Annotated in this window: 22 protein-coding genes; 11 read left to right on the top strand and 11 right to left on the bottom strand. The window is 63.9% G+C overall.

Going from position 1 to position 23,118, the window contains the following annotated elements:
* Positions 1-100: 100 nt before the first annotated feature.
* Positions 101-1,297 carry a class I SAM-dependent rRNA methyltransferase gene (locus ACTYOL_RS26510; RefSeq protein WP_112899435.1) on the bottom strand — a complete coding sequence of 399 codons (1,197 nt, stop codon included), beginning with the start codon at positions 1,295-1,297 and terminating at the stop codon, positions 101-103.
* Positions 1,298-1,528: 231 nt separating this feature from the next.
* Here ACTYOL_RS26510 and ACTYOL_RS26505 point away from each other — a divergent pair, with 231 nt between their 5' ends.
* Positions 1,529-2,347 (top strand): HDOD domain-containing protein, encoded by an 819-nt coding sequence (locus ACTYOL_RS26505; protein ID WP_172964843.1) that lies wholly within the window; start codon positions 1,529-1,531, stop codon positions 2,345-2,347.
* Positions 2,348-2,350: 3 nt separating this feature from the next.
* On the top strand, positions 2,351-3,163 hold the full coding sequence (mutM, locus tag ACTYOL_RS26500) for a bifunctional DNA-formamidopyrimidine glycosylase/DNA-(apurinic or apyrimidinic site) lyase (protein ID WP_444757332.1): 813 nt from the start codon (positions 2,351-2,353) through the stop codon (positions 3,161-3,163).
* A 36-nt stretch (positions 3,164-3,199) separates the two neighbouring features.
* Here the strand turns inward: mutM and ggt are convergent, their stop codons facing one another.
* The 4 genes from ggt to ACTYOL_RS26480 form a co-directional block, all read right to left on the bottom strand.
* Positions 3,200-4,882, bottom strand: coding sequence for a gamma-glutamyltransferase (ggt, locus tag ACTYOL_RS26495; protein ID WP_444757331.1), 1,683 nt, complete (start codon positions 4,880-4,882; stop codon positions 3,200-3,202).
* A complete protein-coding gene (locus tag ACTYOL_RS26490; RefSeq protein ID WP_011531711.1) occupies positions 4,882-5,133 on the bottom strand; it encodes a YfhL family 4Fe-4S dicluster ferredoxin in 252 nt (83 codons plus the stop codon). The genes ggt and ACTYOL_RS26490 overlap by 1 nt, the downstream gene beginning before the upstream one ends.
* A 155-nt stretch (positions 5,134-5,288) precedes the next feature.
* Positions 5,289-5,768 carry a pantetheine-phosphate adenylyltransferase gene (gene coaD, locus ACTYOL_RS26485; protein WP_197890467.1) on the bottom strand — a complete coding sequence of 160 codons (480 nt, stop codon included), beginning with the start codon at positions 5,766-5,768 and terminating at the stop codon, positions 5,289-5,291.
* Positions 5,769-5,897: 129 nt separating this feature from the next.
* Positions 5,898-7,328, bottom strand: a complete 1,431-nt coding sequence (locus tag ACTYOL_RS26480) for a coniferyl aldehyde dehydrogenase (RefSeq protein ID WP_153773271.1) — start codon at positions 7,326-7,328, stop codon at positions 5,898-5,900.
* Positions 7,329-7,467: 139 nt separating this feature from the next.
* Here ACTYOL_RS26480 and ACTYOL_RS26475 point away from each other — a divergent pair, with 139 nt between their 5' ends.
* Entirely contained in the window at positions 7,468-8,133 is a 666-nt protein-coding gene (locus tag ACTYOL_RS26475) for a TetR/AcrR family transcriptional regulator (protein WP_200602948.1), read from the top strand.
* A gap of 34 nt (positions 8,134-8,167) precedes the next feature.
* Entirely contained in the window at positions 8,168-9,022 is an 855-nt protein-coding gene (locus ACTYOL_RS26470; RefSeq protein WP_444757330.1) for a sulfurtransferase, read from the top strand.
* 12 nt (positions 9,023-9,034) lie between these two features.
* Here the strand turns inward: ACTYOL_RS26470 and ACTYOL_RS26465 are convergent, their stop codons facing one another.
* From ACTYOL_RS26465 to ACTYOL_RS26445, 5 genes are all read right to left on the bottom strand, one after another.
* Positions 9,035-10,027, bottom strand: a complete 993-nt coding sequence (locus tag ACTYOL_RS26465) for a hydrolase (protein ID WP_153773272.1) — start codon at positions 10,025-10,027, stop codon at positions 9,035-9,037.
* Between the two features lie 63 nt (positions 10,028-10,090).
* The gene (locus tag ACTYOL_RS26460; RefSeq protein ID WP_153773273.1) at positions 10,091-12,808 is read right to left on the bottom strand and encodes a M16 family metallopeptidase; all 2,718 of its coding nucleotides are present in this window, start codon (positions 12,806-12,808) and stop codon (positions 10,091-10,093) included.
* A 91-nt stretch (positions 12,809-12,899) separates the two neighbouring features.
* Entirely contained in the window at positions 12,900-13,493 is a 594-nt protein-coding gene (rsmD, locus tag ACTYOL_RS26455; protein ID WP_444757329.1) for a 16S rRNA (guanine(966)-N(2))-methyltransferase RsmD, read from the bottom strand.
* Positions 13,493-14,992 (bottom strand): M16 family metallopeptidase, encoded by a 1,500-nt coding sequence (locus tag ACTYOL_RS26450; protein WP_153773275.1) that lies wholly within the window; start codon positions 14,990-14,992, stop codon positions 13,493-13,495. Before ACTYOL_RS26450 ends, rsmD begins: the two co-directional genes overlap by 1 nt.
* Entirely contained in the window at positions 14,985-16,340 is a 1,356-nt protein-coding gene (locus ACTYOL_RS26445) for a M16 family metallopeptidase (RefSeq protein ID WP_153773276.1), read from the bottom strand. The genes ACTYOL_RS26450 and ACTYOL_RS26445 overlap by 8 nt, the downstream gene beginning before the upstream one ends.
* 230 nt (positions 16,341-16,570) lie before the next feature.
* Between ACTYOL_RS26445 and ftsY the strand changes: the two genes are divergently transcribed.
* The 4 genes from ftsY (at position 16,571) to rpoH (ending at position 20,733) form a co-directional block, all read left to right on the top strand.
* Positions 16,571-18,079, top strand: a complete 1,509-nt coding sequence (gene ftsY / locus ACTYOL_RS26440) for a signal recognition particle-docking protein FtsY (RefSeq protein ID WP_444757328.1) — start codon at positions 16,571-16,573, stop codon at positions 18,077-18,079.
* Complete coding sequence (gene ftsE / locus ACTYOL_RS26435) at positions 18,076-18,747, top strand: cell division ATP-binding protein FtsE (protein WP_011531723.1); 672 nt, start codon at positions 18,076-18,078, stop codon at positions 18,745-18,747. The genes ftsY and ftsE overlap by 4 nt, the downstream gene beginning before the upstream one ends.
* Positions 18,744-19,769: a permease-like cell division protein FtsX gene (gene ftsX, locus ACTYOL_RS26430; protein WP_063541629.1), complete on the top strand. Its 1,026-nt coding sequence runs from the start codon at positions 18,744-18,746 to the stop codon at positions 19,767-19,769. Before ftsE ends, ftsX begins: the two co-directional genes overlap by 4 nt.
* Before the next feature lie 109 nt (positions 19,770-19,878).
* Positions 19,879-20,733 carry an RNA polymerase sigma factor RpoH gene (rpoH, locus tag ACTYOL_RS26425; protein WP_112899427.1) on the top strand — a complete coding sequence of 285 codons (855 nt, stop codon included), beginning with the start codon at positions 19,879-19,881 and terminating at the stop codon, positions 20,731-20,733.
* A gap of 78 nt (positions 20,734-20,811) precedes the next feature.
* Here the strand turns inward: rpoH and mtgA are convergent, their stop codons facing one another.
* A complete protein-coding gene (gene mtgA / locus ACTYOL_RS26420) occupies positions 20,812-21,522 on the bottom strand; it encodes a monofunctional biosynthetic peptidoglycan transglycosylase (protein WP_065863965.1) in 711 nt (236 codons plus the stop codon).
* A 64-nt stretch (positions 21,523-21,586) separates the two neighbouring features.
* On the opposite strand from mtgA, the gene ACTYOL_RS26415 reads away from it, so the two are divergent.
* The 3 genes from ACTYOL_RS26415 to ACTYOL_RS26405 all read left to right on the top strand — a co-directional run bounded on the left by ACTYOL_RS26415 (position 21,587) and on the right by ACTYOL_RS26405 (position 23,109).
* Positions 21,587-21,958 (top strand): DUF423 domain-containing protein, encoded by a 372-nt coding sequence (locus tag ACTYOL_RS26415; RefSeq protein ID WP_054891165.1) that lies wholly within the window; start codon positions 21,587-21,589, stop codon positions 21,956-21,958.
* A gap of 102 nt (positions 21,959-22,060) precedes the next feature.
* Complete coding sequence (thiS, locus tag ACTYOL_RS26410; RefSeq protein WP_054891258.1) at positions 22,061-22,261, top strand: sulfur carrier protein ThiS; 201 nt, start codon at positions 22,061-22,063, stop codon at positions 22,259-22,261.
* Positions 22,262-22,314: 53 nt separating this feature from the next.
* Complete coding sequence (locus ACTYOL_RS26405) at positions 22,315-23,109, top strand: thiazole synthase (protein WP_444757327.1); 795 nt, start codon at positions 22,315-22,317, stop codon at positions 23,107-23,109.
* Positions 23,110-23,118: the final 9 nt, after the last annotated feature.

Here is a 23,118-nt window from a genome sequence, read left to right as displayed (position 1 = left end):
ATTGCCGACTTCCCAGGGGCTTGCTGATTGCCGATACAAGTGTCAGCAATCATCGCAAGCCGTATGACTTGGGGCTGTAGACCAGCCCCGGCTGGGTGGGTCAGCTGTTGGGCAGCAACCGGCAGGTGATGCTCTTGATGTAGCGGGTCTCGGCGATCGCCGGGTGCACCGGGTGATCCGGCCCCTGGCCGCCGCGCTCGAGCAGTTGCAGGTTGCGGTCCAGGTGACGGGCGCTGGTCAGCAGGATGTTGTTCAGGTCGTCTTCAGGCAGGTGCATGGAGCACGAAGCGCTGACCAGGATGCCGTCCTTGTTCAGCATGCGCATGGCCTGCTCATTGAGACGACGGTAGGCAGCCTCGCCGTTCTTCAGGTCTTTCTTGCGCTTGATGAAGGCGGGTGGGTCGGCAATGATCACGTCGAAGCGCTCTTCCGCGGCCTTGAGCTCGCGCAGCGCCTCGAACACGTCGCCCTCGATGCAGGTCAGCTTCTCGGCGATGCCGTTGAGCGCGGCATTGCGCTCGACGCCATCCAGAGCGAAGCCCGAGGCATCGACGCAGAACACTTCGCTGGCGCCGAAGGCCCCGGCCTGCACGCCCCAGCCACCGATGTAGCTGAACAGGTCGAGCACGCGCTTGCCCTTGACGTAGGGCGCCAGGCGCGCACGGTTCATGCGGTGGTCGTAGAACCAGCCGGTCTTCTGGCCTTCACGCACCGGCGCTTCGAACTTCACGCCGTTCTCTTCCAGCGCGACCCAGTCGGGTACTTCGCCGTAGACAGTCTCGACATAGCGCTCCAGGCCTTCGGCGTCGCGCGCGGCGGAGTCATTCTTGAACAGGATGCCGCCGGGCTTGAGTACCTGCACCAGGGCTGCGATCACATCATCCTTGTGCGCTTCCATGGTGGCCGAGGCCAGTTGCACCACGAGAATGTCGAAGAAGCGGTCGACCACCAGGCCCGGCAGCAGGTCTGAGTCGCCGTAGACCAGGCGGTAGCAGGGCTTGTCGAACAGGCGTTCGCGCAGCGACAGGGCGACGTTCAGGCGGTGCACCAGCAGCGACTTGTCCAGCGGCAGCTTGGCGTCGCGCGACAGCAGGCGCGCGCAGATCAAATTGTTCGGGCTCACCGCCACCACGCCCAGTGGCTTGCCGTTGGCGGCCTCGAGGATCGCCTGTTGACCCGCCTTCAGGCCTTGCAGCGGAGTGGCGGCAACGTCGACCTCGTTGCTGTAGACCCACAGGTGGCCGGCGCGCAGGCGGCGGTCGGCATTGGCTTTGAGGCGAAGGCTGGGCAGGGACATGACGTCGCTCCGGAAAAAAGAGCGGGAGTATACCGCGTTGGCCCGGGGTTCGCTGGTGGGGTGGATGAAGTGTCGGCCCCCTCGCGGCTAAAGTTAACCGTCCAGGGAACGATCCAGTGGTTGGTGCCCTGCAGGAGTACAGGGTTAGAATCTCTCGTCATTTCCGAGTGTGTACCCATGTCCCAGGAACTTTCCGCCGAACAGATCCAGCAAGCCTTGCAAGGCATCACCATCCCGCCGCAGCCGCAGATCATGGTGGACCTGCAGTTCGAGCAATACATGCCCGACCCGGACCTGGAGACGATCGCCAAGCTGATAGCGCAGGATCCTGGCCTGGCCGGTGCGCTGCTCAAGCTGGTGAACTCCCCGCATTTCGGGTTGGCCAACAAAATCGGCTCGATCCAGCGCGCCGTGAACCTGTTGGGCAGCCGCTCGATCATCAACCTGATCAATGCCCAGTCGATCAAGGGCGAGATGAGCGACGAAACCATCGTTACCCTCAACCGCTTCTGGGACACTGCCCAGGACGTCGCGATGACCTGCCTGACCCTGGCCAAGCGCACCGGCATCCAGGCGGTGGACGAGGCCTACACCCTTGGCCTGTTCCATGACTGCGGCGTGCCGCTGATGCTCAAGCGCTTCCCCACGTACATGGAGGTGCTGGAAGACGCCTACGCCAAGGCCGGCGAAGAGGTACGGGTGGTCGATACCGAGAATCGTGCCTTCAACACCAACCACTCGGTGGTCGGCTACTTCACCGCCAAGTCGTGGCGCCTGCCGGAGCACATCAGCGCGGCCATCGCCAACCACCACAACGCCCTGGCGGTGTTCCGCGACGAGTCTTCGCGCAACACCCAGACCCAGCTCAAGAATCTGCTGGCGGTGCTGAAAATGGCCGAACACATCTGTGCGTCGTACCGCGTGCTGGGCAACCAGAGCGTCGACCACGAGTGGAATGTCGTCGGGCCGCTGGTGCTGGACTACATCGGGCTGTCGGAGTACGACTTCGAGAGCCTCAAGCAGAATATCCGTGAAATGAGTGGCCACTGATCCATGCCTGAGTTGCCAGAAGTCGAGACCACGCGGCGCGGGATCGCGCCATACCTGGAAGGCCAGCGGGTCAGCCGCGTGGTGGTGCGTGACCGGCGCCTGCGCTGGCCGATCCCCGAGGATCTGGATGTGCGCCTGTCGGGGCAGCGCATCGTCAGCGTCGAGCGGCGGGCCAAGTACCTGCTGATCAACGCCGAGGTTGGCACCTTGATCAGCCACCTGGGGATGTCTGGCAACCTGCGGCTGGTCGAGCTCGGCCTGCCGGCGGCCAAGCATGAGCATGTGGACATCGAGCTGGAGTCGGGGCTGATGCTGCGCTACACCGACCCGCGTCGGTTCGGCGCCATGCTCTGGAGCCAGGATCCGCTTGGTCACGAGCTGCTGGTGCGCCTGGGGCCGGAGCCGTTGACCGACCTGTTCGACGGCGAGCGGTTGTTCCAGCTGTCACGCGGGCGGTCGATGGCGGTCAAGCCGTTCATCATGGACAACGCCGTGGTGGTGGGGGTGGGCAACATCTACGCCACCGAGGCGCTGTTCGCTGCGGGCATCGATCCACGCCGCGAAGCGGGCGGGATCAGCCGGGCACGTTATCTGAAGCTGGCGACCGAGATCAAGCGCGTGCTGGCGGCGGCCATCGAGCGTGGCGGCACCACGTTGCGCGACTTTATCGGCGGCGACGGTCAGCCGGGGTACTTCCAGCAGGAGTTGTTCGCCTATGGACGTGGTGGCGAGGCTTGCAAGGTGTGCGGGACGGAGCTGCGGGACGTGAAGCTGGGGCAGCGCGCAAGCGTGTTCTGCCCGCGCTGTCAGCGCTGATATTCGTGAACACCCATTTGCCGCCAGCTTTGCTGGTCACTCCAGCACTGCGGCCTCACCGACACCACGCGGGTCGCTGGCTGCCTCGAGCGTCCCGGCCCGTTTGTCCCAGTACAACACCTGCTGGTTCCCATAGCTGCGCTGCACGTCCTTGAGCGCATACCCGCGTGAAAGCAGCGCGGCCTTCTGCTCATCGTCGAAGGTGTTGGGCTCGTGCTCGATCACATCTGGCAGGTACTGATGGTGATAGCGCGGGATCGCTGGCCATTCGCTCACCGGCCGCCCTTCGAGAAAGCCAAGCATCGATAGCAGCACCATGCTCGGGATCCGGCTACCGCCGGGCGTGCCGAAGCTGGCGAACTGTGACGGGCTTTCGATGAAGCTCGGGCTCATGCTCGACAGCGGACGCTTGCCCGCGGCCACCGCATTGGCCTGGCTGCCGGCCAGGCCGTAGCTGTTGCTGCCAGTGGGGTCGGCGGCGAAATCGTCCATCTCGTTGTTCAGCACCACGCCGCTGCCGGGTACGGTAAAGGCTGCGCCGAAGGGCAGGTTGACCGACAGTGTGGCCGATACGGCATTGCCCGCAGCGTCGATCACGCTGAAGTGGGTGGTGTGATCGCCCTCGCGCCAGGCGGGTGCGGGGGGCAGGGCACTGCTCGGCGTGGCATCGTGCACGTCGATGCTGTCGGCAAGCCCGCTCAGGTACTGGCGCGCCAGTAGGCGGTTGATGGGGTTTGTGACGTAGTCCGGGTCGCCGAGCAAGCCGCGATCGCGGTAGGCGCGGCGCAGGACTTCTACCACGTAGTGAGTGCGTTGCACGGGCTCTGCGCCCTGCCACGGCAGGCGCTGGAGCATCGCCAGGCTCTGGGCCAAGGCCACGCCGCCGGCAGACGGCGGTGGGCTGCTGATCAGTTCGCGCTGGCCTGCCAGTGGATAGCGCAGTGGCTGGCGCCAGGCCGTGCGGTAGCCTGCGAGATCGTCGAGGGTCCAGACTCCGCCAGCGCGGCGCACACCCTCGACGAGCTTGCGGCCAACCGCCCCGCGGTAGAAGCCGTCCCGCCCCTGATCCGCCATCGCCTGCAGCGTTGCGGCCAGTTCCGGCTGGCGGATCAGGGTGCCCAGGGCAGGGACCTGGTTCTCGCGCAGGAACAGCCGGGCGCTTTCCGGGTCGTCACGCAGCGCGTTCAGGCGCATGGTCGCGCGATCGCGGTAGATGCGGTCGACGGCAAAGCCTTGGTTGGCGAGGCGGATGGCTGGCGCGAGGCTGTCCCTGAGCGGCAATTTGCCGTGGGTTGCAGCGAGATCTGCCAGGGCCTGGGGCAGACCTGGGATGGCGGCTGCCAGCGCACCGTTGATCGAAAGCCCCTGCCGGACCTTGCCGTCTTCCAGGTACATGTCCGGGGTGGCGGCGCCCGGCGCGCGCTCGCGGGCATCCAGGAAGCGGTAGTGCGCAGTATCGGACTGTTCGCGCAGCAGGAAGAAACCGCCGCCGCCCAACCCCGATCCATAGGGCTCGACCACCGCCAGCGTGGCGCTGATGGCGATAGCGGCATCGAAGGCGTTGCCGCCCTGTTCCAGAACTTGTCGCGCCGCTGCCGTGGCCTCGGCATGGGGGCTGGCTATGGCAGCGCGCCCGGGCCCGTCCGCCAGGGCGGCGGTAGCCAGCAGCGCCAGTGCGGCGCCGAGCCATGCGCGGCGAATCGCGGCGACGAACGGCATCAGGCCTTGCCGGTGATCCGGCGGTACTTGGCCATCAGCTCGTCTTCTGTTTCCGGATGGGCTTCATCCAGCGGGATGCAGTCGACCGGGCAAACTTGCTGGCACTGGGGTTCGTCATAATGGCCCACGCACTGGGTGCAGAGGTTCGGGTCGATCACGTAGATCTCTTCGCCTTGCGAGATGGCGGCGTTCGGGCACTCGGGTTCGCAGACGTCGCAGTTGATGCAATCGTCGGTGATGATCAGGGACATTGGGACTCCGGCCGGGGCTCGGCGCCCGGGCATGTATCAAAGCAATGGGCACAATTGTGCCGCATTAACGCCCGCAGTGCACGCGGGCGCGAGGCTTTGTCGCGCAAGTGCCGGTTGGCGACGTGGCGTACAAAGCCAAACTCAGGCCGCTGCGATCACTTCTTGAAGCGAACGGTCAGGGCATCGGCCACCGCGGGGTGGACGAACTTGGTGATATCCCCGCCCAGCGCCGCAATTTCGCGGACCAGCGTCGAGGAAATGAACGAGTAGCGCTCCGACGGCGTGAGGAACAGGCTCTCGACGTCCGGCGCGAGTTGGCGGTTCATGTTCGCCAGCTGGAACTCGTACTCGAAGTCGGACACCGCGCGCAGGCCCCGCAGGAACACATTGGCGCCCTGCTCCTTGGCGAAGTGTGCCAGCAGAGAGGAGAAGCCGATGACTTCGACATTGGGCAGGTGCTTGGTGACCTCGCGGGCCAGCTCGACCCGTTGCTCCAACGGGAACAGGGGGTTCTTCTTGGGGCTGGCCGCCACGGCGATGATCACGTGATCGAACAACCGCGAGGCGCGCTCGACCAGGTCGCCATGGCCTTTGGTAATGGGGTCGAAAGTACCCGGGTACAACACTCGGTTCATCGCGTCATCCTGGCTGGAGTGCGTTGGGGAGTCGGATGGTAGCGCAGCGACTGCTGCCCGGCCAAGTCATGCGACCGGATGATGGCACTATAGACAGTGCGGCTATTGGCTGTCATGCACCCTCTGCGCTCAGCGGATGAACAGCTTGTATACCAGGCGCTGCAGGGCTTTTCCGTAAGGCGGGTAGATCAGCCGGGCGGCGTTGATGCGCTGTTTGGCCAGTACCGCCCTGGCCTTGCTGAAGGTCTGGAAACCTTCGCGACCATGGTAATGACCCATGCCAGAGGGGCCGATGCCGCCGAAAGGCAAGTCCTCCTGGGCGACGTGCAGCAGGGTGTCATTCAGGCATACGCCGCCGGAGTGGGTGTGCTGCAGCACACGCGCCTGTTGGCTGCGGTCGTAACCGAAGTAGTACAGCGCCAGCGGGCGTGGGCGCTGATTGATGTAGGCCAGCGCCTCATCCAGCTCGTCATAGGCAACCAGCGGCAGCACTGGGCCGAAGATCTCGTCCTGCATCACCTGCATGTCGTCGTTTACATCGAGCAGTAGATGTGGGGGCAGCCTGCGGCCCTGGCGCGGCTCGTCGGGGTACAGGTCGAGCACTTGGGCGCCTTTGTCATGGGCGTCGGCGAGCAGGCGTTCGAGGCGCTGCAACTGGCGCGAATTGATGATCGCGCTGTAGTCGGAGTTGTCTGCGATGCGTGGGAAGAGGCGCTGCACCGCCCGTCGGTAGGCCTGGGCGAAGTCGTCCAGGCGTTGACGCGGGACCAGCACGTAATCGGGAGCCACGCAGGTCTGTCCGGCATTGAGGGTCTTGCCGAAGGCAATACGCTCGGCGGCACTGGCCAGTGGCACGTCGTGGGAGACGATGGCGGGCGACTTGCCGCCCAGCTCGAGCGTGACCGGCGTCAGGTTGTGCGCTGCCGCGAGCATGACCTGGCGGCCGATGCTGGTGGCGCCGGTAAACAGCAGGTGATCGAACGGCAGACGGGCAAAGGCCTGGCCTACCTCGACCTCGCCCAGCACGACACTCACCAGGTCGGCGGGGAATACCTGCTCGAGTAACTGCTTTAGGGCTTCGCCAGCGCGCGGCGTGGCTTCGCTGAGCTTGAGCATGACCCGGTTGCCCGCTGCCAGGGCACCGGTCAACGGGCCGATAGCCAGAAACAGCGGGTAGTTCCACGGCACGATGATGCCCACCACCCCCAATGGTTGCGCCAGCACTCGCGCGCTGGCCGGCTGGAAGGCCAGGCCGACGCTGCGCCGGGCAGGTTTCATCCAGCGCCGAACATGGCGCTCGGCATGGCGCAGGCCCTGCACTGACGGCAGCAGCTCGGCCAGCAGGGTTTCATCGGCGCTGCGTCCGCTGAAGTCGGCATCGATGGCCTCGATCAGCACCTTTTGGTGTGCAACCAGGGCCTCACGCAGGCTCTTCAGCCACTGCATACGCTGCGCGGCGGGCGGCATGGGGTTGGCTGCGAAGGCCTGACGTTGTTCGGCGAACAACCGCTCGAGAACAAGGTCGGATGGCTCAAGAGGCATGGCTGTGGACGAACGCATGGCAGCTCCGCGCAGAGGGGCGAGTTGTCGAGCTTATACTCTAATCGGCCTTGATCTGTGAACGTCCGCGGGGTGCACCGCCCGTGGAATAAACCGTAAGATGGCTCGTCATCCGAAGCCCGCAGACCTGGATACCCGCATGGCCCCGCGCATGAAGACCCGTGAGCGCATCGTGCAAAGCAGCCTCGAACTGTTCAACCAGCAGGGCGAGCGCAGCGTCAGCACCAATCACATTGCCGCGTTCATGGAAATCTCTCCCGGCAACCTGTACTACCACTTCCCCAACAAGCAAGCGATTATCGCGTTGCTGTTCAGCCAGTACGAAGAGCTGGTGGACAGCTTCCTGCGCCCGCCCCAAGGCCGTGCAGCCACGGTCGAGGACAAACGCTTCTACCTCAAGGCACTGCTTGCAGCGATGTGGAACTACCGCTTCCTGCACCGCGATCTCGAGCATCTGCTGGAGAGCGATCCTGAGCTGGCCGCACGTTACCGGCGCTTCTCCCAGCGCTGCCTGCAGCAGGGCCAGGCGATCTATCGTGGCTTCGTCGAAGCGGGCATCCTGGACATGCTGCCGACCCAGATCGAGTCGCTGACCATCAATGCCTGGATCGTGCTCACCTCCTGGGTGCGTTTTCTCAGCACCACCCGCGAGCATTCCGCGCACCTGGGTGAAGAAGCCTTCAAGCGTGGGGTCTATCAGGTGTTGGTGTTGGAGCTAGGGTTCGTCACCGCTGGCTCCCGCGCTGCGGTGGATGCGCTATGCGATGAATTTCATGTTCCGTTCAACCAGGCCCTGGAACACTGATCCGGGCCTTTCGTGCCATCGATAGGAGATTGTCATGCCCCTTGCGCAACTGATCACCCCGCAGCAGCTGGCCGAGCGTCTGGACTCGCCGGGGCTGGTGATCCTCGACTGTCGCTTTGCCCTGGAAGACGTGGATTACGGCCAGCGCAGCTATGCCGAGGGGCATATCGCCGGTGCGCATTTCGCGGACCTGGAGCGCGATCTGAGCGGGCCTGTGGTCAAGGGGCAGACTGGGCGTCATCCATTGCCTGAGCCGCGCCGTCTGGTCGAGCGCTTGCGCGAGTGGGCCCTGGACAATGACAGCCAGGTGGTGTTGTACGACGACGGTCCCGGTGCCTTCGCTGCCCGCGCCTGGTGGTTGCTGGCCTGGCTGGGCAAGCGCAACGCGGTGTTCATCCTCGACGGCGGCCTCAAGGCTTGGCACGCGGCGCATCTGCCGCTGAGCCTGGATCCGCCGGTGCAGCGCGAGGGCAACTTCACGGGCGAGGCCGATGCGAAGCTGCTGATCGATGCCGAGCACCTGAACAAGCGTCTGGGCAGCGCCGACCTGACGTTGATCGATGCCCGCGCCTTGCCGCGTTTTCGCGGCGAAGTCGAGCCGATCGATCCTGTCGCTGGGCATATTCCTGGTGCGCAGTGTGCAGCGTTCACTGACAACCTGGGTGCGGATGGGCGTTTCCTGCCAGCCGAGCAGCTGAAACAGCGCTTCGCCGAGAAGCTGGCAGGGCGTGAGCCGGAGCAGCTGGTCGCCTATTGCGGATCCGGTGTGACGGCTTGCCATAACCTGTTTGCCCTGGCGCTGGCAGGATACCCGTTGGGGCGCCTGTATGCCGGGTCCTGGAGCGAGTGGATCAACGATTCCAGGCACGGTGTCGCCACTGGCGATTGAGGCAGCGAAGCGCTAGCGGCCCTCCAGCAGCCACTGCGGAATCCGGCGCTCAAGGTAGTAGCCCGGATTGCGCAGGCTGCCCTCTACAAAGCCCACATGTCCGCCGCGGCGGTGCAACTCGAAGTGCGTCTGCGGCGCCAGCTCCTGCGGTGCTGGCAGGCTGTGGTCGAACACGAACGGATCGTCCTGCGCGTGGATGATCAGTGTCGGTGTACGGTTTTCCCCCAGGTAATAGCGGCTCGAGGCGTGGCGGTAGTAGTCGTGGGCATCGCTGAAGCCATTGAGCGGTGCGGTTACTCGGCCATCGAAATCCCAGAAGGTCCTCAGGTTGCGTAGCGGCCCGAGGCGCTCCAGTGCAGCCAACCCTTCGTTGTGGCCCAAAGCCTGGAAGTGCTTCTGCTTGCTTTGCACGTAAGCCAGCATCTCGCGCATGAAGTGCGCCTGGTAGACCTTGCTGAAGCCTATGCCGATGCGATCGGCGCACTGATCCAGACGAAACGGCACCGACACTGCCACCGCTGCTTCAAGCTGGCTGGCCGAACCGCTTTCGCCCAGGTACTTCAACAGCACGTTGCCGCCCAACGAGTAGCCCACGGCATACAGCGGCGCCAGCGGTCGTTGCGCGCGCAGATGGCGGATGGTTTCGGCAAGATCTTCACTGGCGCCGGAGTGGTAGCTGCGAGCAAGCAGGTTCGGCTCGCCGGAGCAGCCCCGCCAGTTCAGCGCGACGCTGGCCCAGCCACGCGCCTGCAGCGCTTGCTGCAGGCCTTTTACGTAAGGGGAGTCGGAGGAGCCGGTCAGGCCGTGCAAGACCAGCACCAGCGGCGTGTCAGCTTGATGCGGGCCGTGCCAGTCCATGTCGAGGAAGTCGCCGTCGGCCAGCCACAGGCGCTCGCGGCTGCGCTCAAGTCTTGGAAGCCTGCGCCAGAGTGGGCCCCACAGTGTCTGCAGGTGAGGGTTTGACAGGCCGGTGGCTGGGCTGAAGGTTGCGGTGAGACTGGACATGCTCGGCGGCTCTTGGTGTGCCTGCCTAGAGTGCCACGAAACACCGCACCTGTGGTCGTGTTATCAGTCGGCTATTGGCAGTGCAGGCAGGGGCTGCTGAGCCACCTTGGGTCCGACGCAGGTCACGACACAACGGTTGCTGTCGAAGACCTGCCGAGCGACCGTCTGGATTTGTGTTGCCGTGGTTTGCGCGAGTTGTTCCTGGTAGCGCTGGAAATGATCCGCCGGCAATCCGGATGCGTTGATCTGTGCCAGCAGGTCTGCAAGCTCTTGGTCGTCGGCGAGGGTGCGCAACAGGTCACCGCACAGTTGGCTGCGTGCCAGCTTCATCTCGAACTCGCTTGGGCCTTGCTCGATGAAGCAGCGCAGCACGAGTTTGACGAGATCGATGGATGCTTGCAGATAGTGGGGCTTGATATCCCATTCGACGAGCAGCACCAGGGCGCCACGGTAGTCGTCGAAGTAACTGCGAATGGCGTAAGTGAGGGATCGCCGTTCGCGCAGTTCGGATACCAGGCGCGACTCGAAGCTGGCGCCCAGAATCTGGTTGGCCATGGTCAGCGCAGGAAACTGCTCATCGCCGGGCTGGATTTCTACCGCAAACGCCAGGCTGACCTTTACGTTGTCGGTGTCTGGGTTATTGCTTGGCTGTTCGATGTGCAAAGTCCTGGCCTGGTTGTATGGCCGGGCTTTTTCCAGGGCGGGAAGCGCAAGCTGGGTAATCGGCAGGGCCTGGCAAAGGTCGTTGACCAGTGTTTCGGCGTCCTCTCGAGACAGGTCCCCGGCCAAGGTGATTTCCAGGTTTGCGGCGCAGTAGGCTCGTTGGTGAAAGTCCACTATCTGCTGTCGGCTGATCGTCATGACACTGCTCGTAGTGCCATGACTGTCCCGCGTGTAAGGGTGGCTGTCATAAACGTTACGAAGCCTTTCCACCTTGAGCCGGTGTTCAGGTTTGGCTTCGCGACGGCGTAGATAGTTGATTAAGCGAGTGCGTATGCCTTCTAGCGCCGTGGCCTCGAAGCTCGGACGCGCACTCATGGCAACCAGCAACGCCACGGCTTCCTTGTAAAGGCCGTTGGTGAATGGGCTGCGCAGACGCAAGATGGCGTCGTCGTGCGTCACGTTGTGTTCGAGTGTGGCACCAAGCGACTTGAGTTGACTGGCTAGCTGCACGGCATCCAGTTGGTCACAACCCTGGTTGAGCATATACAGCGTCATTGCGGCCAAGCCGGGCGTGTCGCCGTCATGATAGGCCCCAGCCTTGAAGCGTAGTTGCAGGTCGACTGCAGGAGCACCTTGTACCGGAACGAAACACACCTTGCTGCCCAGCTCGGTATGCCACTGCTGTATTTCCTGAACTGGGGTGTCCAGGGCAGCCTCTGAAAGGCCTTGTGCCGAGGTCAGGCCGGACAGGTCCAGCGCAGCGCTACCAGTGGGCAAGTCGACGCAAGTCAGTACGGGAGTCTCTATTACCGTTGCCTCGGGCGCGCACATATGAGTGACGGTAAGGCGTTCACGGGTGAGGTAGGTCTTGATCGCGAGCTGGATGTCCTGCTCGGTGAGCGATGCCAGGGTCTGAAATTCATCATGCAGCTGCGTGGGGTCCAGGCCGCCGATCACTCTCCAACTGAGCGCATCTGCCTGGCCGGTGAGGTTGGCCTGGGCTTCTGCGTGCTGCGCCAGCAGGTGCAGCTTGGCATCTTCGATCTGCTGCGCGGTGAAGGGGGTCAACTGGAGGCTTTTGATGATGTCCAAAACCGCCTTTTCGGCGCTCGCTGGTGTGTTGCCGGGTGCGACATAGCCAGAGAACGTCAGCAGAGTATCGCCGCGCACCTGGTATTCATAGGACGGGCCGACGCCTATCAGGACCTGCCGTTTGCGCACCAGTTTGTCATGCAGGAGAGACGCCGCACCTCTGCCCAGCAATTCCGCGACAATTCTCAAAGCGTGCACGCTACGGGGCGACTCTGCCGTTGCCAGGCTTGGCACATTGAAGGACATCAGCAGGCCGTCGCGCAGGTTGGGCAGTGTCAGTGCCTGTTGGCGGTACGCCAATTGCTCAGGATGGCGAGGCGTCTGGGTCGGTTGCAGGGGGATGGCCTCGCATCCTGCGAAGTGCCGCTGCACCCATTCTTCGAGACGAGCCAGTTCGATGTCGCCAACGACTACCAGGGTGGCGTTGTTGGGGGCGTAATAATTCCTGTACCACGTGCGAATCGTGATAAGGCTCATGTCTTCGAGGTCTTGCGGGTCGCCGTAGTTGGGAGTGGCGTAGGGGCTGGTTTGGTGAGCAAGCTGTTTATGGCTTTCGAGGGCCTGTTGTACCGGCTGATTGTCGATTTTCAGTCGACGCTCATCGCGTACTGCGGTCTTGGCCTTTTCAAAGGCTTCGCCACCAAGGCGAGCATTGATCATGGCGTCGGCCATGATCTCCAGGCCTACCTCCAGGCGCGAGGCGGGCAGGGTCATCCTGTAGACCGTTGCATCGTTGAATGTAGAGGCGCCGCCGGTGCCGCCCAGCCAATTGATTATCCGAAGGTACTGGCCGGCTGCGAGTTTGCCGCTGCCCTCGAACACCATGTGCTCGATCACATGGGACAGATTGCTATGGCTTGGCGGTTCGTGGCTGGAACCCACGTGATAATGAAGCTGTGCACAAACAAGCGGGCTACGTTGATCACGCTGGAGGTAGACCTTCAGGCCATTCTCCAGGCGAAAGTGCTGTAGCGGCGTGCTTGGCGGGGTGATCAGGTTGGTGGGTTTGACAGTGGATGCTGGCATCGTCGAGCTGCTCCGGCGGGGTTTGAGAGCGGAGCAGCTTCAATCAGAGGGCTTGTTGACAGGTGCTATTTATATCTTGGCACTCATGGTTTCAGCCACGTTGCCACAGGGCATAGTTCACCTGACCCGTTTTCTTTTCCCGGTGCAGGCGCCAGTTGCTGGGCATCGGCAAGCTGGAGGGCGAGGCTTCGCTCTCGGTATAGATCCAGGCCTGTTCTCGCAGCCACTGATGCTCTTCCAGCAGGTTGCAGACGTCTGCCAGCAGGTCCTTGTGGAAGGGCGGGTCGAGGAACACCACATCGAACTGCTGCTTGGCCGGGCCGCCGAGATAGCGCAGGGCGTCGGTCTGCAGGATCTGCCCACGGGGGCAGCGCAGCAATTCGAGGTTGTGCTTGAGGTTGGCGATGGCTGCAGGGTTGCTGTCCAGTGCCACCGCATCGTCGGCGCCGCGCGAAAGGGCTTCGAGCACCAGTGCGCCGCTGCCGGTGAAGGCGTCCAGCACGCGGGCCCCTTCGATATGGGGGGCCAGCCAGTTGAACAGGGTCTCACGCACGCGGTCGGGTGTCGGGCGCAGGCCTTCGCCCTCGGGCACCGTCAGGCGGCGGCTGCGCCACTCGCCGGCGATGATGCGCAGATGCCCAGCTCCCTTGCTTTGGGGCTGGGCGGGGTTGGAGGGTCTTGCCATCAGTGCTCCGGTACGCCGAGCGGTTGCTCGGATGGTTTGTCTGTGGGCGGTGGCAGCGGCTTTTGCGGCACGCTCGGGCCTGCGGTGACGATCACCAGCTTGTCCACCGCCAAGTGCTTGTTCATCGCCGCCTTGACCTGCTCGACGGTCAGCGCCTGGGATTGTTGCATGAAGTCTTCGAGCCAGGTCAGCGGCAGGTTGTAGAAGCCGATGGCGCCCAGTTGGCCAACGATGCTCGCGTTGCTGGCATTGGAGAGCGGGAAGCTGCCGGCCAGCTCACGTTTGGCATCGTCCAGCTCTTGCTGGGTCGGGCCGTTCTTCAGGTAGTCGGTGAGGATGTCCTGGACCAGCTTGAGCGTGCCTTCGCTGAGTTCGGCGCGCGTCTGCAGGTTGATCATGAACGGGCCGCGCACCTGCATCGGGCTGAATACCGAGTACACACCGTAGGTGAGGCCGCGTTTTTCACGCACTTCGCTCATCAGGCGCGTGCCGAAGGCGCCGCCGCCGAGGATCTGGTTGCCCAGCGACAGTGCTGGCCAGTCAGGGTCCTGGCGAGTGATGCCCAGTTCGGCGAGCATCAGGTGGGTCTGCTTTGACGGGAAATCGATATGAGTCGCGCCCGGCTTGGGCTCTGCTGGTTCGCCAGGGCTGGCCAGTGCCGGACCCTTGGGCAGGGTGGCGGAGAGCTGCGCCGCGATGGTTTCGGCTTCACTGCGGCTGAGGTCGCCGACCAGGGCGATCACGGCATTGCCGGCAGCGTAGGCCTTGGCGTGGAAGTCGCGCAGTTGTGCCTGGCTGATACCCGGGATGCTTTCGGCGCTGCCGTCGCTGGGGTGGGCGTAGGGATGGCTGCCGTAGAGGTTGGCGAACAGCGCCTTGCCGGCCAGCTTGCCAGGGTTCTGCTTCTCGTACTCGAAGCCGGCCAGCAGCTGGTTCTTGATGCGCTTGAGGGCATCTTCGGGGAAGGTCGGCTTGCCGACCACGTCGGCGAACAGTTTCAGCGCCGGGTCGCGTTTGTCCGGGGCGCTCAGGCTGCGTAACGAGGCGATGGCCATGTCGCGGTATGAGCCGTTGCCAAAGTCGGCACCGAGCCCCTCGAAGCCTTGGGCGATCGCGGTGACGTCCTTGCCGGCCACACCCTCGTTGAGCATGGCGTTGGTCAGGGTGGCCAGCCCGGAGACGTTGCCGTCCTGGCTGCTGCCTGCGGCGAAGGTCACGCGCAGGTCGAACATCGGCAGCTCGCGGGCTTCGACGAACAGGACCCGCGCGCCTTCGGCGGTGGTCCAGTTCTGGATGTTCAGCTGGCGTCGGCTGGGGGATTTGCCGTCGAGCTCTGCCAACGACTGCAGCGTGTTGGCCGGGCGGGCGGCGTTGCTGTCGGCCTGGCCGGCGGCATTATCCGATTGCGCCGGGCGGGCCAGCAGCAGGGCCAGCGCCACGATCGCAGCCAGGATGCCGAGGCCGAACAGGGTATAGCGGGGGGCGCTGCGATCACTCATGAGCGGACTCCTCGGGCAGAACATGGGCAACGCTCAGGCGTTCGCGGGTGAAATAGGTGCGCGCGGCGTCCTGGATGTCCTGTGGAGTGACGCGCTTGAGGTCGTCCAGCTCGCTGTCGATCAGCTTCCATGAGAGGCCCACGGTTTCCAACTGACCGATGGTGGTGGCCTGGCTGCTGATCGAGTCGCGGTCGTAGACCAGGCCGGCGATGACCTGGGCACGCACGCGCTCCAGTTCTTCTGCAGTAGGTGGCGTGTTCTTGAGCTCGTCCAGCAACTGCCAGACGCCCTTCTCGACGTCGGCGAGGGTTTTCTGCTTCTGCACGTTGGGGGTGGCGGAGATCAGGAACAGGCTGTCACCCCGGGTGAAGGCGTTGTAGCTACTCGAGGCACCGGCCACCAGCTCCTGGCCGCGCTCGAGGCGTGCCGGCATGCGCGCACTGTAGCCGCCGTCGAGCAGCGCCGAGATCAAGCGCAGGGCCTGGGCGCTGCGTGGGTCCTTGGCAGTGGCCAGGCCTGGGACGTTGAAGCCGTAGATCAGGCTGGGCAGTTGGGTGCGTACGTGAAGAGTGAGCTGGCGCTGGCCGGGTTCGGCCAGTTCCAGTGGCAGTTTGGCGGGAGGAATGGCGCGTTTGGGGATGGCGGCGAAGTACTTGTCCGCCAGGCCCTTGACCTCATCGACGGTGACATCGCCCACCACCACCAGCGTGGCGTTATTCGGTGCGTACCAGGATTCGTACCAGTGGCGCAGTTCCTCGACCTTCATCCGCTCGAGGTCGGCCATCCAGCCGATGGTCGGTGTGTGGTAGCCGCTGGCCGGGTAGGCCATGGCGCGGAACAGTTCGAAAGCCTTGGCGTTGGGCTGGTCGTCGGTACGCAGGCGGCGCTCTTCCTTGATGACTTCGATTTCACGACTGAACTCGTCGGCCGGCAGGCGCAGGCTGGCCAGGCGGTCGGCCTCGAGTTCCAGGGCTACCGGCAGTCGGTCGCGGGCCAGCACCTGGTAATAAGCGGTGTAGTCATCGCTGGTGAAGGCGTTTTCCTCGGCGCCGAGGTCGCGCAGGATGCGCGAGGCTTCGCCCGGACCGACCTTGGCGCTGCCCTTGAACATCATGTGCTCAAGCGCATGCGATAGACCGGTCTGGCCTGGCGTCTCGTAGCTGGAGCCGACCTTGTACCAGATCTGCGATACCACCACTGGCGCGCGATGGTCTTCGCGCACTACGACCTTCAGGCCGTTGTCGAGGATGAATTCGTGGGTCGGTTGCGTATCGGCGGCCAGGGCCGCAAGCGGCAGGCAGAGCGTGCCGAGCAACAGGCCAGCGGCGCGGCGGGCTAGAGCATTCATACGATGGATAACCTGTACGACGGCCCGCGGGGTTTAGCGTAGGCGGGCCAGGAGGTGCTAGGATACTGATCCGGTTGCCTGGCGACCATGCCTGTCGCCGTTCTGGCCCACAGGACACTACGACAAAACGTTGCGCATGAACCAGCCGGCTTCAAGAGAGTCTGTTCTGCGTATAGAGAATTCCCGATGCCCAATGATGGTGCATCGCTACCCTGAGATAGCCGTCTTCCATGTTTGGTTCCAACGACGACAAGAAAGCGCCGGCCGAGGCCGGTGAAAAGAAAGGCCTGTTCGGCTGGTTTCGCAAGAAGCCGCAGCAACCTGTCGCCGAACAGCCGCAAGCCCCCGAGCAGCCCGTTAACGAGCCGGTAGCGCCAGCCACGCCCGTCGAGCAGGCCGTTGTCACTCCGCTCGAGCCGGTTGCCGCCGATGCGCCGGTTGTGCCAGATGAAGTGCCGCCGTCGGTAGAGGCTTCCCAGGCCATACCTGCGCAGCCCATCGAGGTCGAAATCCCGGCTCCGGTGGCTGAGGCTCCGGTGGCTGCGCCGGTCAGCAATCTGGTACTGCCTGTCGCCGAGGAACCCGTGGCGCTGGTCCCTGACCTGGAACCGAGCGAACCACCAGCCATTCCCGAGCGCCCTGTCGCGAGCCCTGAGCCTGTGGCAGCGGTTGTCGTCGAGCCGGAGCCGGTGGTTATCACGCCAGTGGCCGAGGCGCCTGCGCCTGCACGGGTGGAGCCCCAGCCTGAGCCTGCCCTTGTCGAGCCAGAACCCGTGGTTGCCGTGGTTGCCGCTGCCGAGCAGTCCAAGCCCGGCTTCTTCGCCCGCCTCAAGCAGGGCCTGTCCAAGACCAGTGCCAGCATTGGCGAAGGCATGGCCAGCCTGTTCCTGGGCAAGAAGGTCATCGACGACGACCTGCTCGACGAGATCGAGACGCGCCTGCTCACTGCCGACGTAGGCGTCGAGGCCACTTCGCTGATCGTCCAGAATCTCACACAGAAGGTCGCCCGCAAGCAGTTGGCAGACGCCGATGCACTGTACAAGTCGCTGCAGGAAGAGCTGGCCGCGCTGCTGCGTCCGGTCGAGCAGCCTCTGAAGATCGAATCCCAGAGCAAGCCCTATGTGATCCTTGTCGTCGGCGTGAACGGCGCAGGCAAGACCACTACCATCGGCAAGCTGGCCAAGAAGCTGCAACTCGAAGGCAAGAAGGTCATGCTCGCTGCCGGCGATACGTTCCGTGCGGCTGCGGTAGAGCAGTTGCAGGTCTGGGGCGAGCGCAACCAGATCCCGGTGATCGCCCAGCACACCGGCGCCGATTCGGCCTCGGTGATCTTCGATGCCGTGCAGGCCGCCAAGGCCCGTGGCGCCGACGTGCTGATCGCCGACACCGCCGGACGTCTGCACACCAAGGACAACCTGATGGAAGAGCTGAAGAAGGTCCGTCGGGTCATCGGCAAGCTCGACGCTGACGCGCCGCACGAGGTCCTGCTGGTGCTGGACGCGGGCACCGGACAGAACGCCATCAGCCAGGCCAAGTACTTCAACCAGAGCGTCGAGCTGACCGGCCTGGCCCTGACCAAGCTGGACGGCACTGCCAAGGGCGGTGTGATCTTCGCCCTGGCCAAGCAGTTCAGCCTGCCGATCCGCTTCATCGGGGTCGGTGAGGGTATCGACGATCTGCGCACCTTCGAGGCCGAACCCTTCGTCAAAGCCCTGTTTGCCGAGCGTGAGCATCCATGATCCGATTCGAGCAGGTCGCCAAGCGCTACCCCAATGGCCATGTCGGCCTGCATGAGCTGAGTTTCCGGGCACGCCGGGGCGAATTCCTGTTCGTCACCGGCCACTCCGGCGCGGGCAAGAGCACCTTGCTGCGCCTGCTGCTGGCGATGGAGCGCCCGACCAGCGGCAAGCTGCTGTTGGCCGGCCAGGACCTGGGTCAGATCAGCAATGCGCAGATCCCGTTCCTGCGCCGCCAGATCGGCGTGGTGTTCCAGAACCACCAACTGCTGTTCGATCGCACCGTGTTCAACAACATCGCGTTGCCGCTGCAGATCCTCGGGCTGTCCAAGGCGGAGATCGCCAAGCGCGTGGATTCGGCGCTGGAGCGCGTATCGCTGTCGGACAAGGGCGAGCTGTTCCCCGCTGACCTGTCGACCGGGCAGCAGCAGCGCGTGGGCATCGCCCGTGCCATCGTCCACCAGCCGGCGCTGCTGCTGGCGGACGAACCCACCGGTAACCTCGACCCGCGGCTGGCCGCAGAGATCATGGGCGTGTTCGAAGATATCAACCGCCTGGGCACCACGGTGCTGATCGCCAGCCACGACCTGGCGCTGATCGCGCGCATGCGTCACCGCATGCTGACGCTTCAGCGCGGACGACTGATCGGCGATGGGGAGGCCGGACAATGAGCACTACGCGTACGCCAAAGGTTTCCGAGCGCGTTGCGCCCAAGGCCGCCGACCCGAAGCCGGAAAAACAGCGTGGTGGCCATGATGACGATGGTCCGGATTTCCGCACCCTGTTGAACGCCTGGCTGGAAAGCCATCGCGCCAGCCTCGCCGACAGCCTTCGCCGCCTGGGCAAGCAGCCAATCGGCAGCTTCTTCACCTGTCTGGTGATGGCAGTGGCACTGAGCATGCCCATGGGCCTGTCGCTGCTGCTGAAGAACGTCGAGAAGCTTGGGGGTTCCTGGCAGCGCGCAGCGCAGATTTCGCTTTATCTCAAGCTCGATGCGGGTAGCAAGGAAGGAGAAGCGCTGCGCGATGAGATCAAGGGCATGCCCGGCGTGGCCGAGGCGACCTACGTCAGCCGCGAGCAGGCGCTGCAGGAGTTCCAGCAGCAATCCGGCCTGGGCGAGGCCTTGCGCGAGTTGCCCGACAACCCGCTGCCCGGCGTGGTGGTGGTGACCCCGACCGAAGTCGACAAGCCGGCGCTCGAAGCCTTGCGTCAGCGCCTGTCGGAGTTGCCGCGGGTCGAAGTGGCTCAGTTGGACCTGGTCTGGGTCGAGCGCCTGGCGGCGATCCTCAAGTTGGGTGACCGTTTCGTCTTCGGCCTGGCGGTCATGCTGATTTCCGCACTGCTTTTGGTAATTGGTAACACAATTCGGCTGCACATCGAGAACCGCCGTGTCGAGATCGAAGTGATCAAGCTGGTCGGCGGTACCGACAGCTACGTGCGGCGTCCCTTCCTCTACATGGGAGCCTTGTACGGCCTGGGTGCGGGCGTGTTGGCATGGGGCATCCTGGCGTTTGGCCTGAACTGGCTGAACGACGCGGTTGTCGGGCTTTCCGGGCTGTACAACAGTGACTTCGCCCTGGGCGGGGTACCGGGGTCCGATGGTCTGTCACTCTTGATTGGTGCGGTGCTCTTGGGGTATATCGGTGCTTGGATTGCGGTCGCTCGCCACCTGAACGAGCTTGCACCGCGATAATGCTTTCTTGCCAGCATTGACTTTTTTCATCCAGGAACTTCTTTCATGGTTCCGGGTCAATGATGGCAGTGCCCACAAGGCACGAGTCCAGTGAGTCGGAGGTACTTGAATGACCACTTCGTTGCAACCTGCCTATGCCCTGGTGCCCGGTGCGAACCTGGAAGCCTACGTGCACACGGTCAACAGCATTCCGCTGCTGACGGTCGAGCAGGAGCGTGAACTGGCCGAGCGTCTCTATTATGAGCAGGATCTTGAGGCCGCTCGGCAAATGGTGATGGCCCACCTGCGTTTCGTCGTACATATCGCCCGCAGCTATGCCGGCTACGGGTTGGCCCAGGCTGACCTGATCCAGGAAGGCAACGTCGGCCTGATGAAGGCGGTCAAGCGCTTCAACCCCGAGATGGGCGTGCGCCTGGTGTCCTTCGCCGTGCACTGGATCAAGGCAGAGATCCACGAGTTCATCCTGCGTAACTGGCGCATCGTCAAGGTCGCCACCACCAAGGCGCAGCGCAAGCTGTTCTTCAATCTGCGCAGCCAGAAGAAGCGTCTGGCCTGGCTGAATAACGATGAAGTGCACCGTGTCGCCGAAAGCCTGGGCGTCGAGCCTCGGGAAGTGCGCGAGATGGAAAGCCGCCTGAGCGGTCAGGACATGGCCTTCGATCCGGCAGCCGATGCGGACGACGACAGCGCCTTCCAGTCGCCTGCGCACTACCTTGAGGATCACCGCTACGATCCTGCCCTGCAGCTCGAAGATGCCGATTGGAACGACAACTCCAACAGCAACCTGCACGAGGCACTCAGTGGCCTGGACGAGCGCAGCCGCGACATTCTCTATCAGCGCTGGCTGGCCGAGGAAAAGGCCACGCTGCACGAGCTGGCAGAGAAGTACAGTGTATCGGCCGAGCGGATTCGTCAGCTCGAGAAGAACGCGATGAGCAAGGTCAAGGCACTGATCACGATCTGATCGGCGCCCTGACTGAAAAGCCGCCTGTCCCTCGCGGGGCAGGCGGCTTTTTGTTGTTCGCATGGGGCGGCAAGCGGATCAAGGCTTGCGTGCGCTCTCCAACTGCATCAGGTAACTGGTTCCCCCGAGCTGGCTCATCTGTCGTCGAATCCATCCCGCCCGGCTGGCGACATAGGTGCTCGGGCGGCTGGCGCTCCACTTGATCGGGCTGGGCAGCACTGCAGCGAGCTGGCTGGCCTGTTGGCGAGTGAGACGGCTGGCATCGACGCCGAAGTGATAGCGCGCCGCTGCCTGGGCGCCGAATACGCCTGGCCCCCATTCGGCGCTGTTGAGGTAGACCTCGAGGATCCGCTCCTTCGACCAGAACAGCTCCATCAGGCCAGTGAACCAGGCTTCGAGACCTTTGCGAAACCAGCTGCGCCCCGACCACAGGAACAGGTTCTTCGCCACTTGCTGGGAGAGCGTGCTGGCGCCGCGGATACTGCCGCCGCGCTCGTTATGTGCCAGTGCGGCCTGGATCGCGGGAATGTCGAAACCCCAGTGGTTGGCGAAGTGCTGGTCCTCGCCCGCGATAACGGCCACCTTGAGCTCGTCGGAGATCTCGTCCCAAGGCGTCCAGTCGCGCTGCAGGTCGATCGGCTCGCCACTGAACCAGGACTGCACCTTGCGTTCGACCATCAACGCAGTGCCTGGTGGTGGCACCCAGCGCAGCACGAGCACCAGCACGATGCTGCCGGCGGCGAACCAGAGCAGTGCGCGGGCGAGACGGCGGATCAGGGATGACAGCATGTCGATAGCTTGGCCGGACCGATGGAACCGGCCATTATACAGACCCCTCTCGAGGAGTCGTCCCATGCTTCGCAGCTTCCTGATGCTCGCCGCGTTCTTTGGCTTTACGGGGGTGGCCCTGGGTGCCTTTGCCGCACACGGCCTGAAGAACCGTCTTACCGCCGATTACCTGGCGATCTTCCACACCGGCGTCACTTATCAACTGGTCCATGCCCTGGCGATCCTGGCGGTCGCGCTGCTTTCGGTGCACTTGCCGGGGCGTCTGGTCGGCTGGGCGGGCGGGCTGTTCGCAGTCGGTATCCTGCTGTTCTCCGGCAGCCTTTACGTGCTGACCCTCACCGGGTTGGGCAAGCTTGGCATCATCACCCCCATCGGCGGCCTGTGCTTCCTCGCCGGCTGGCTGTGCCTGGGGCTGGCAGCCTGGCGCCTGGGCTGACCAAGCGGTCGGGAATCGCGACTAATGGCGTGTGTCGCCCTTGGGTTGCAAGGCTGATCGGGGCTAGAATGCGGGCCCCAATGAACGATGGTGGCCGTGCGCATGCGCATTCAACTGAACGGTGAACCTTACGAACTGCCTGCGGGCGAGAGCGTCGCGGCCCTGCTGGGTCGGCTGGAGCTGGTCGGGCGTCGTGTGGCGGTGGAGCTGAACCTGGACATCGTGCCGCGCAGCCAGCACGAAAGCACCCTGTTGAACGAGGGTGACCAGGTCGAAGTGGTCCACGCCATCGGTGGCGGCTGACGCTTCTGCCGTGCCCCACCCGCAAGTCCCGCAACCTTTCCAGAGGAACAACGATGAGCAACGTTCGTAGCGACAAGCCCTTCACCCTGGCCGGACGCACTTTCCAGTCGCGCCTGCTGGTCGGCACCGGCAAGTACCGTGACATGGAAGAAACCCGCCTGGCCATCGAAGCCTCGGGTGCCGAAATTGTCACCGTCGCCGTGCGCCGCACCAACCTCGGCCAGAACCCGGGCGAGCCGAACCTGCTCGATGTGCTGCCGCCGGACCGCTTTACCATTTTGCCGAACACCGCCGGTTGCTATGACGCCGTCGAAGCCGTGCGCACCTGCCGCCTGGCCCGCGAGCTGCTCGATGGCCACAACCTGGTGAAGCTGGAAGTGCTGGCCGACCAGAAGACTCTGTTCCCCAACGTGATCGAAACCCTCAAGGCTGCCGAAGTGCTGGTCAAGGACGGTTTCGACGTGATGGTCTACACCAGCGACGATCCGATCATCGCCCGTCAACTGGCCGAAGCCGGCTGTATCGCCGTGATGCCCCTGGCGGGCCTGATTGGTACCGGGCTCGGGATCTGCAACCCCTACAACCTGCAGATCATTCTCGAAGAGTCCAAGGTGCCGGTACTGGTCGACGCCGGTGTAGGTACTGCCTCCGACGCGACCATCGCCATGGAAATGGGTTGCGAAGCCGTGCTGATGAACTCCGCTATCGCGCACGCCCAGCAGCCGGTGCTGATGGCCGAAGCGATGAAGCACGCCATCGTCGCCGGTCGCATGGCCTATCTGGCCGGGCGTATGCCGAAAAAACTCTATGCCAGCGCCTCGTCGCCGCTGGATGGTCTGATCAAGTAAGAGCCCCTG

The organism is Pseudomonas sp. A014 (assembly GCF_052378495.1).
Taxonomy (GTDB): domain Bacteria; phylum Pseudomonadota; class Gammaproteobacteria; order Pseudomonadales; family Pseudomonadaceae; genus Aquipseudomonas; species Aquipseudomonas machongensis.
This window is presented reverse-complemented; position numbering and strand designations above follow the sequence as displayed.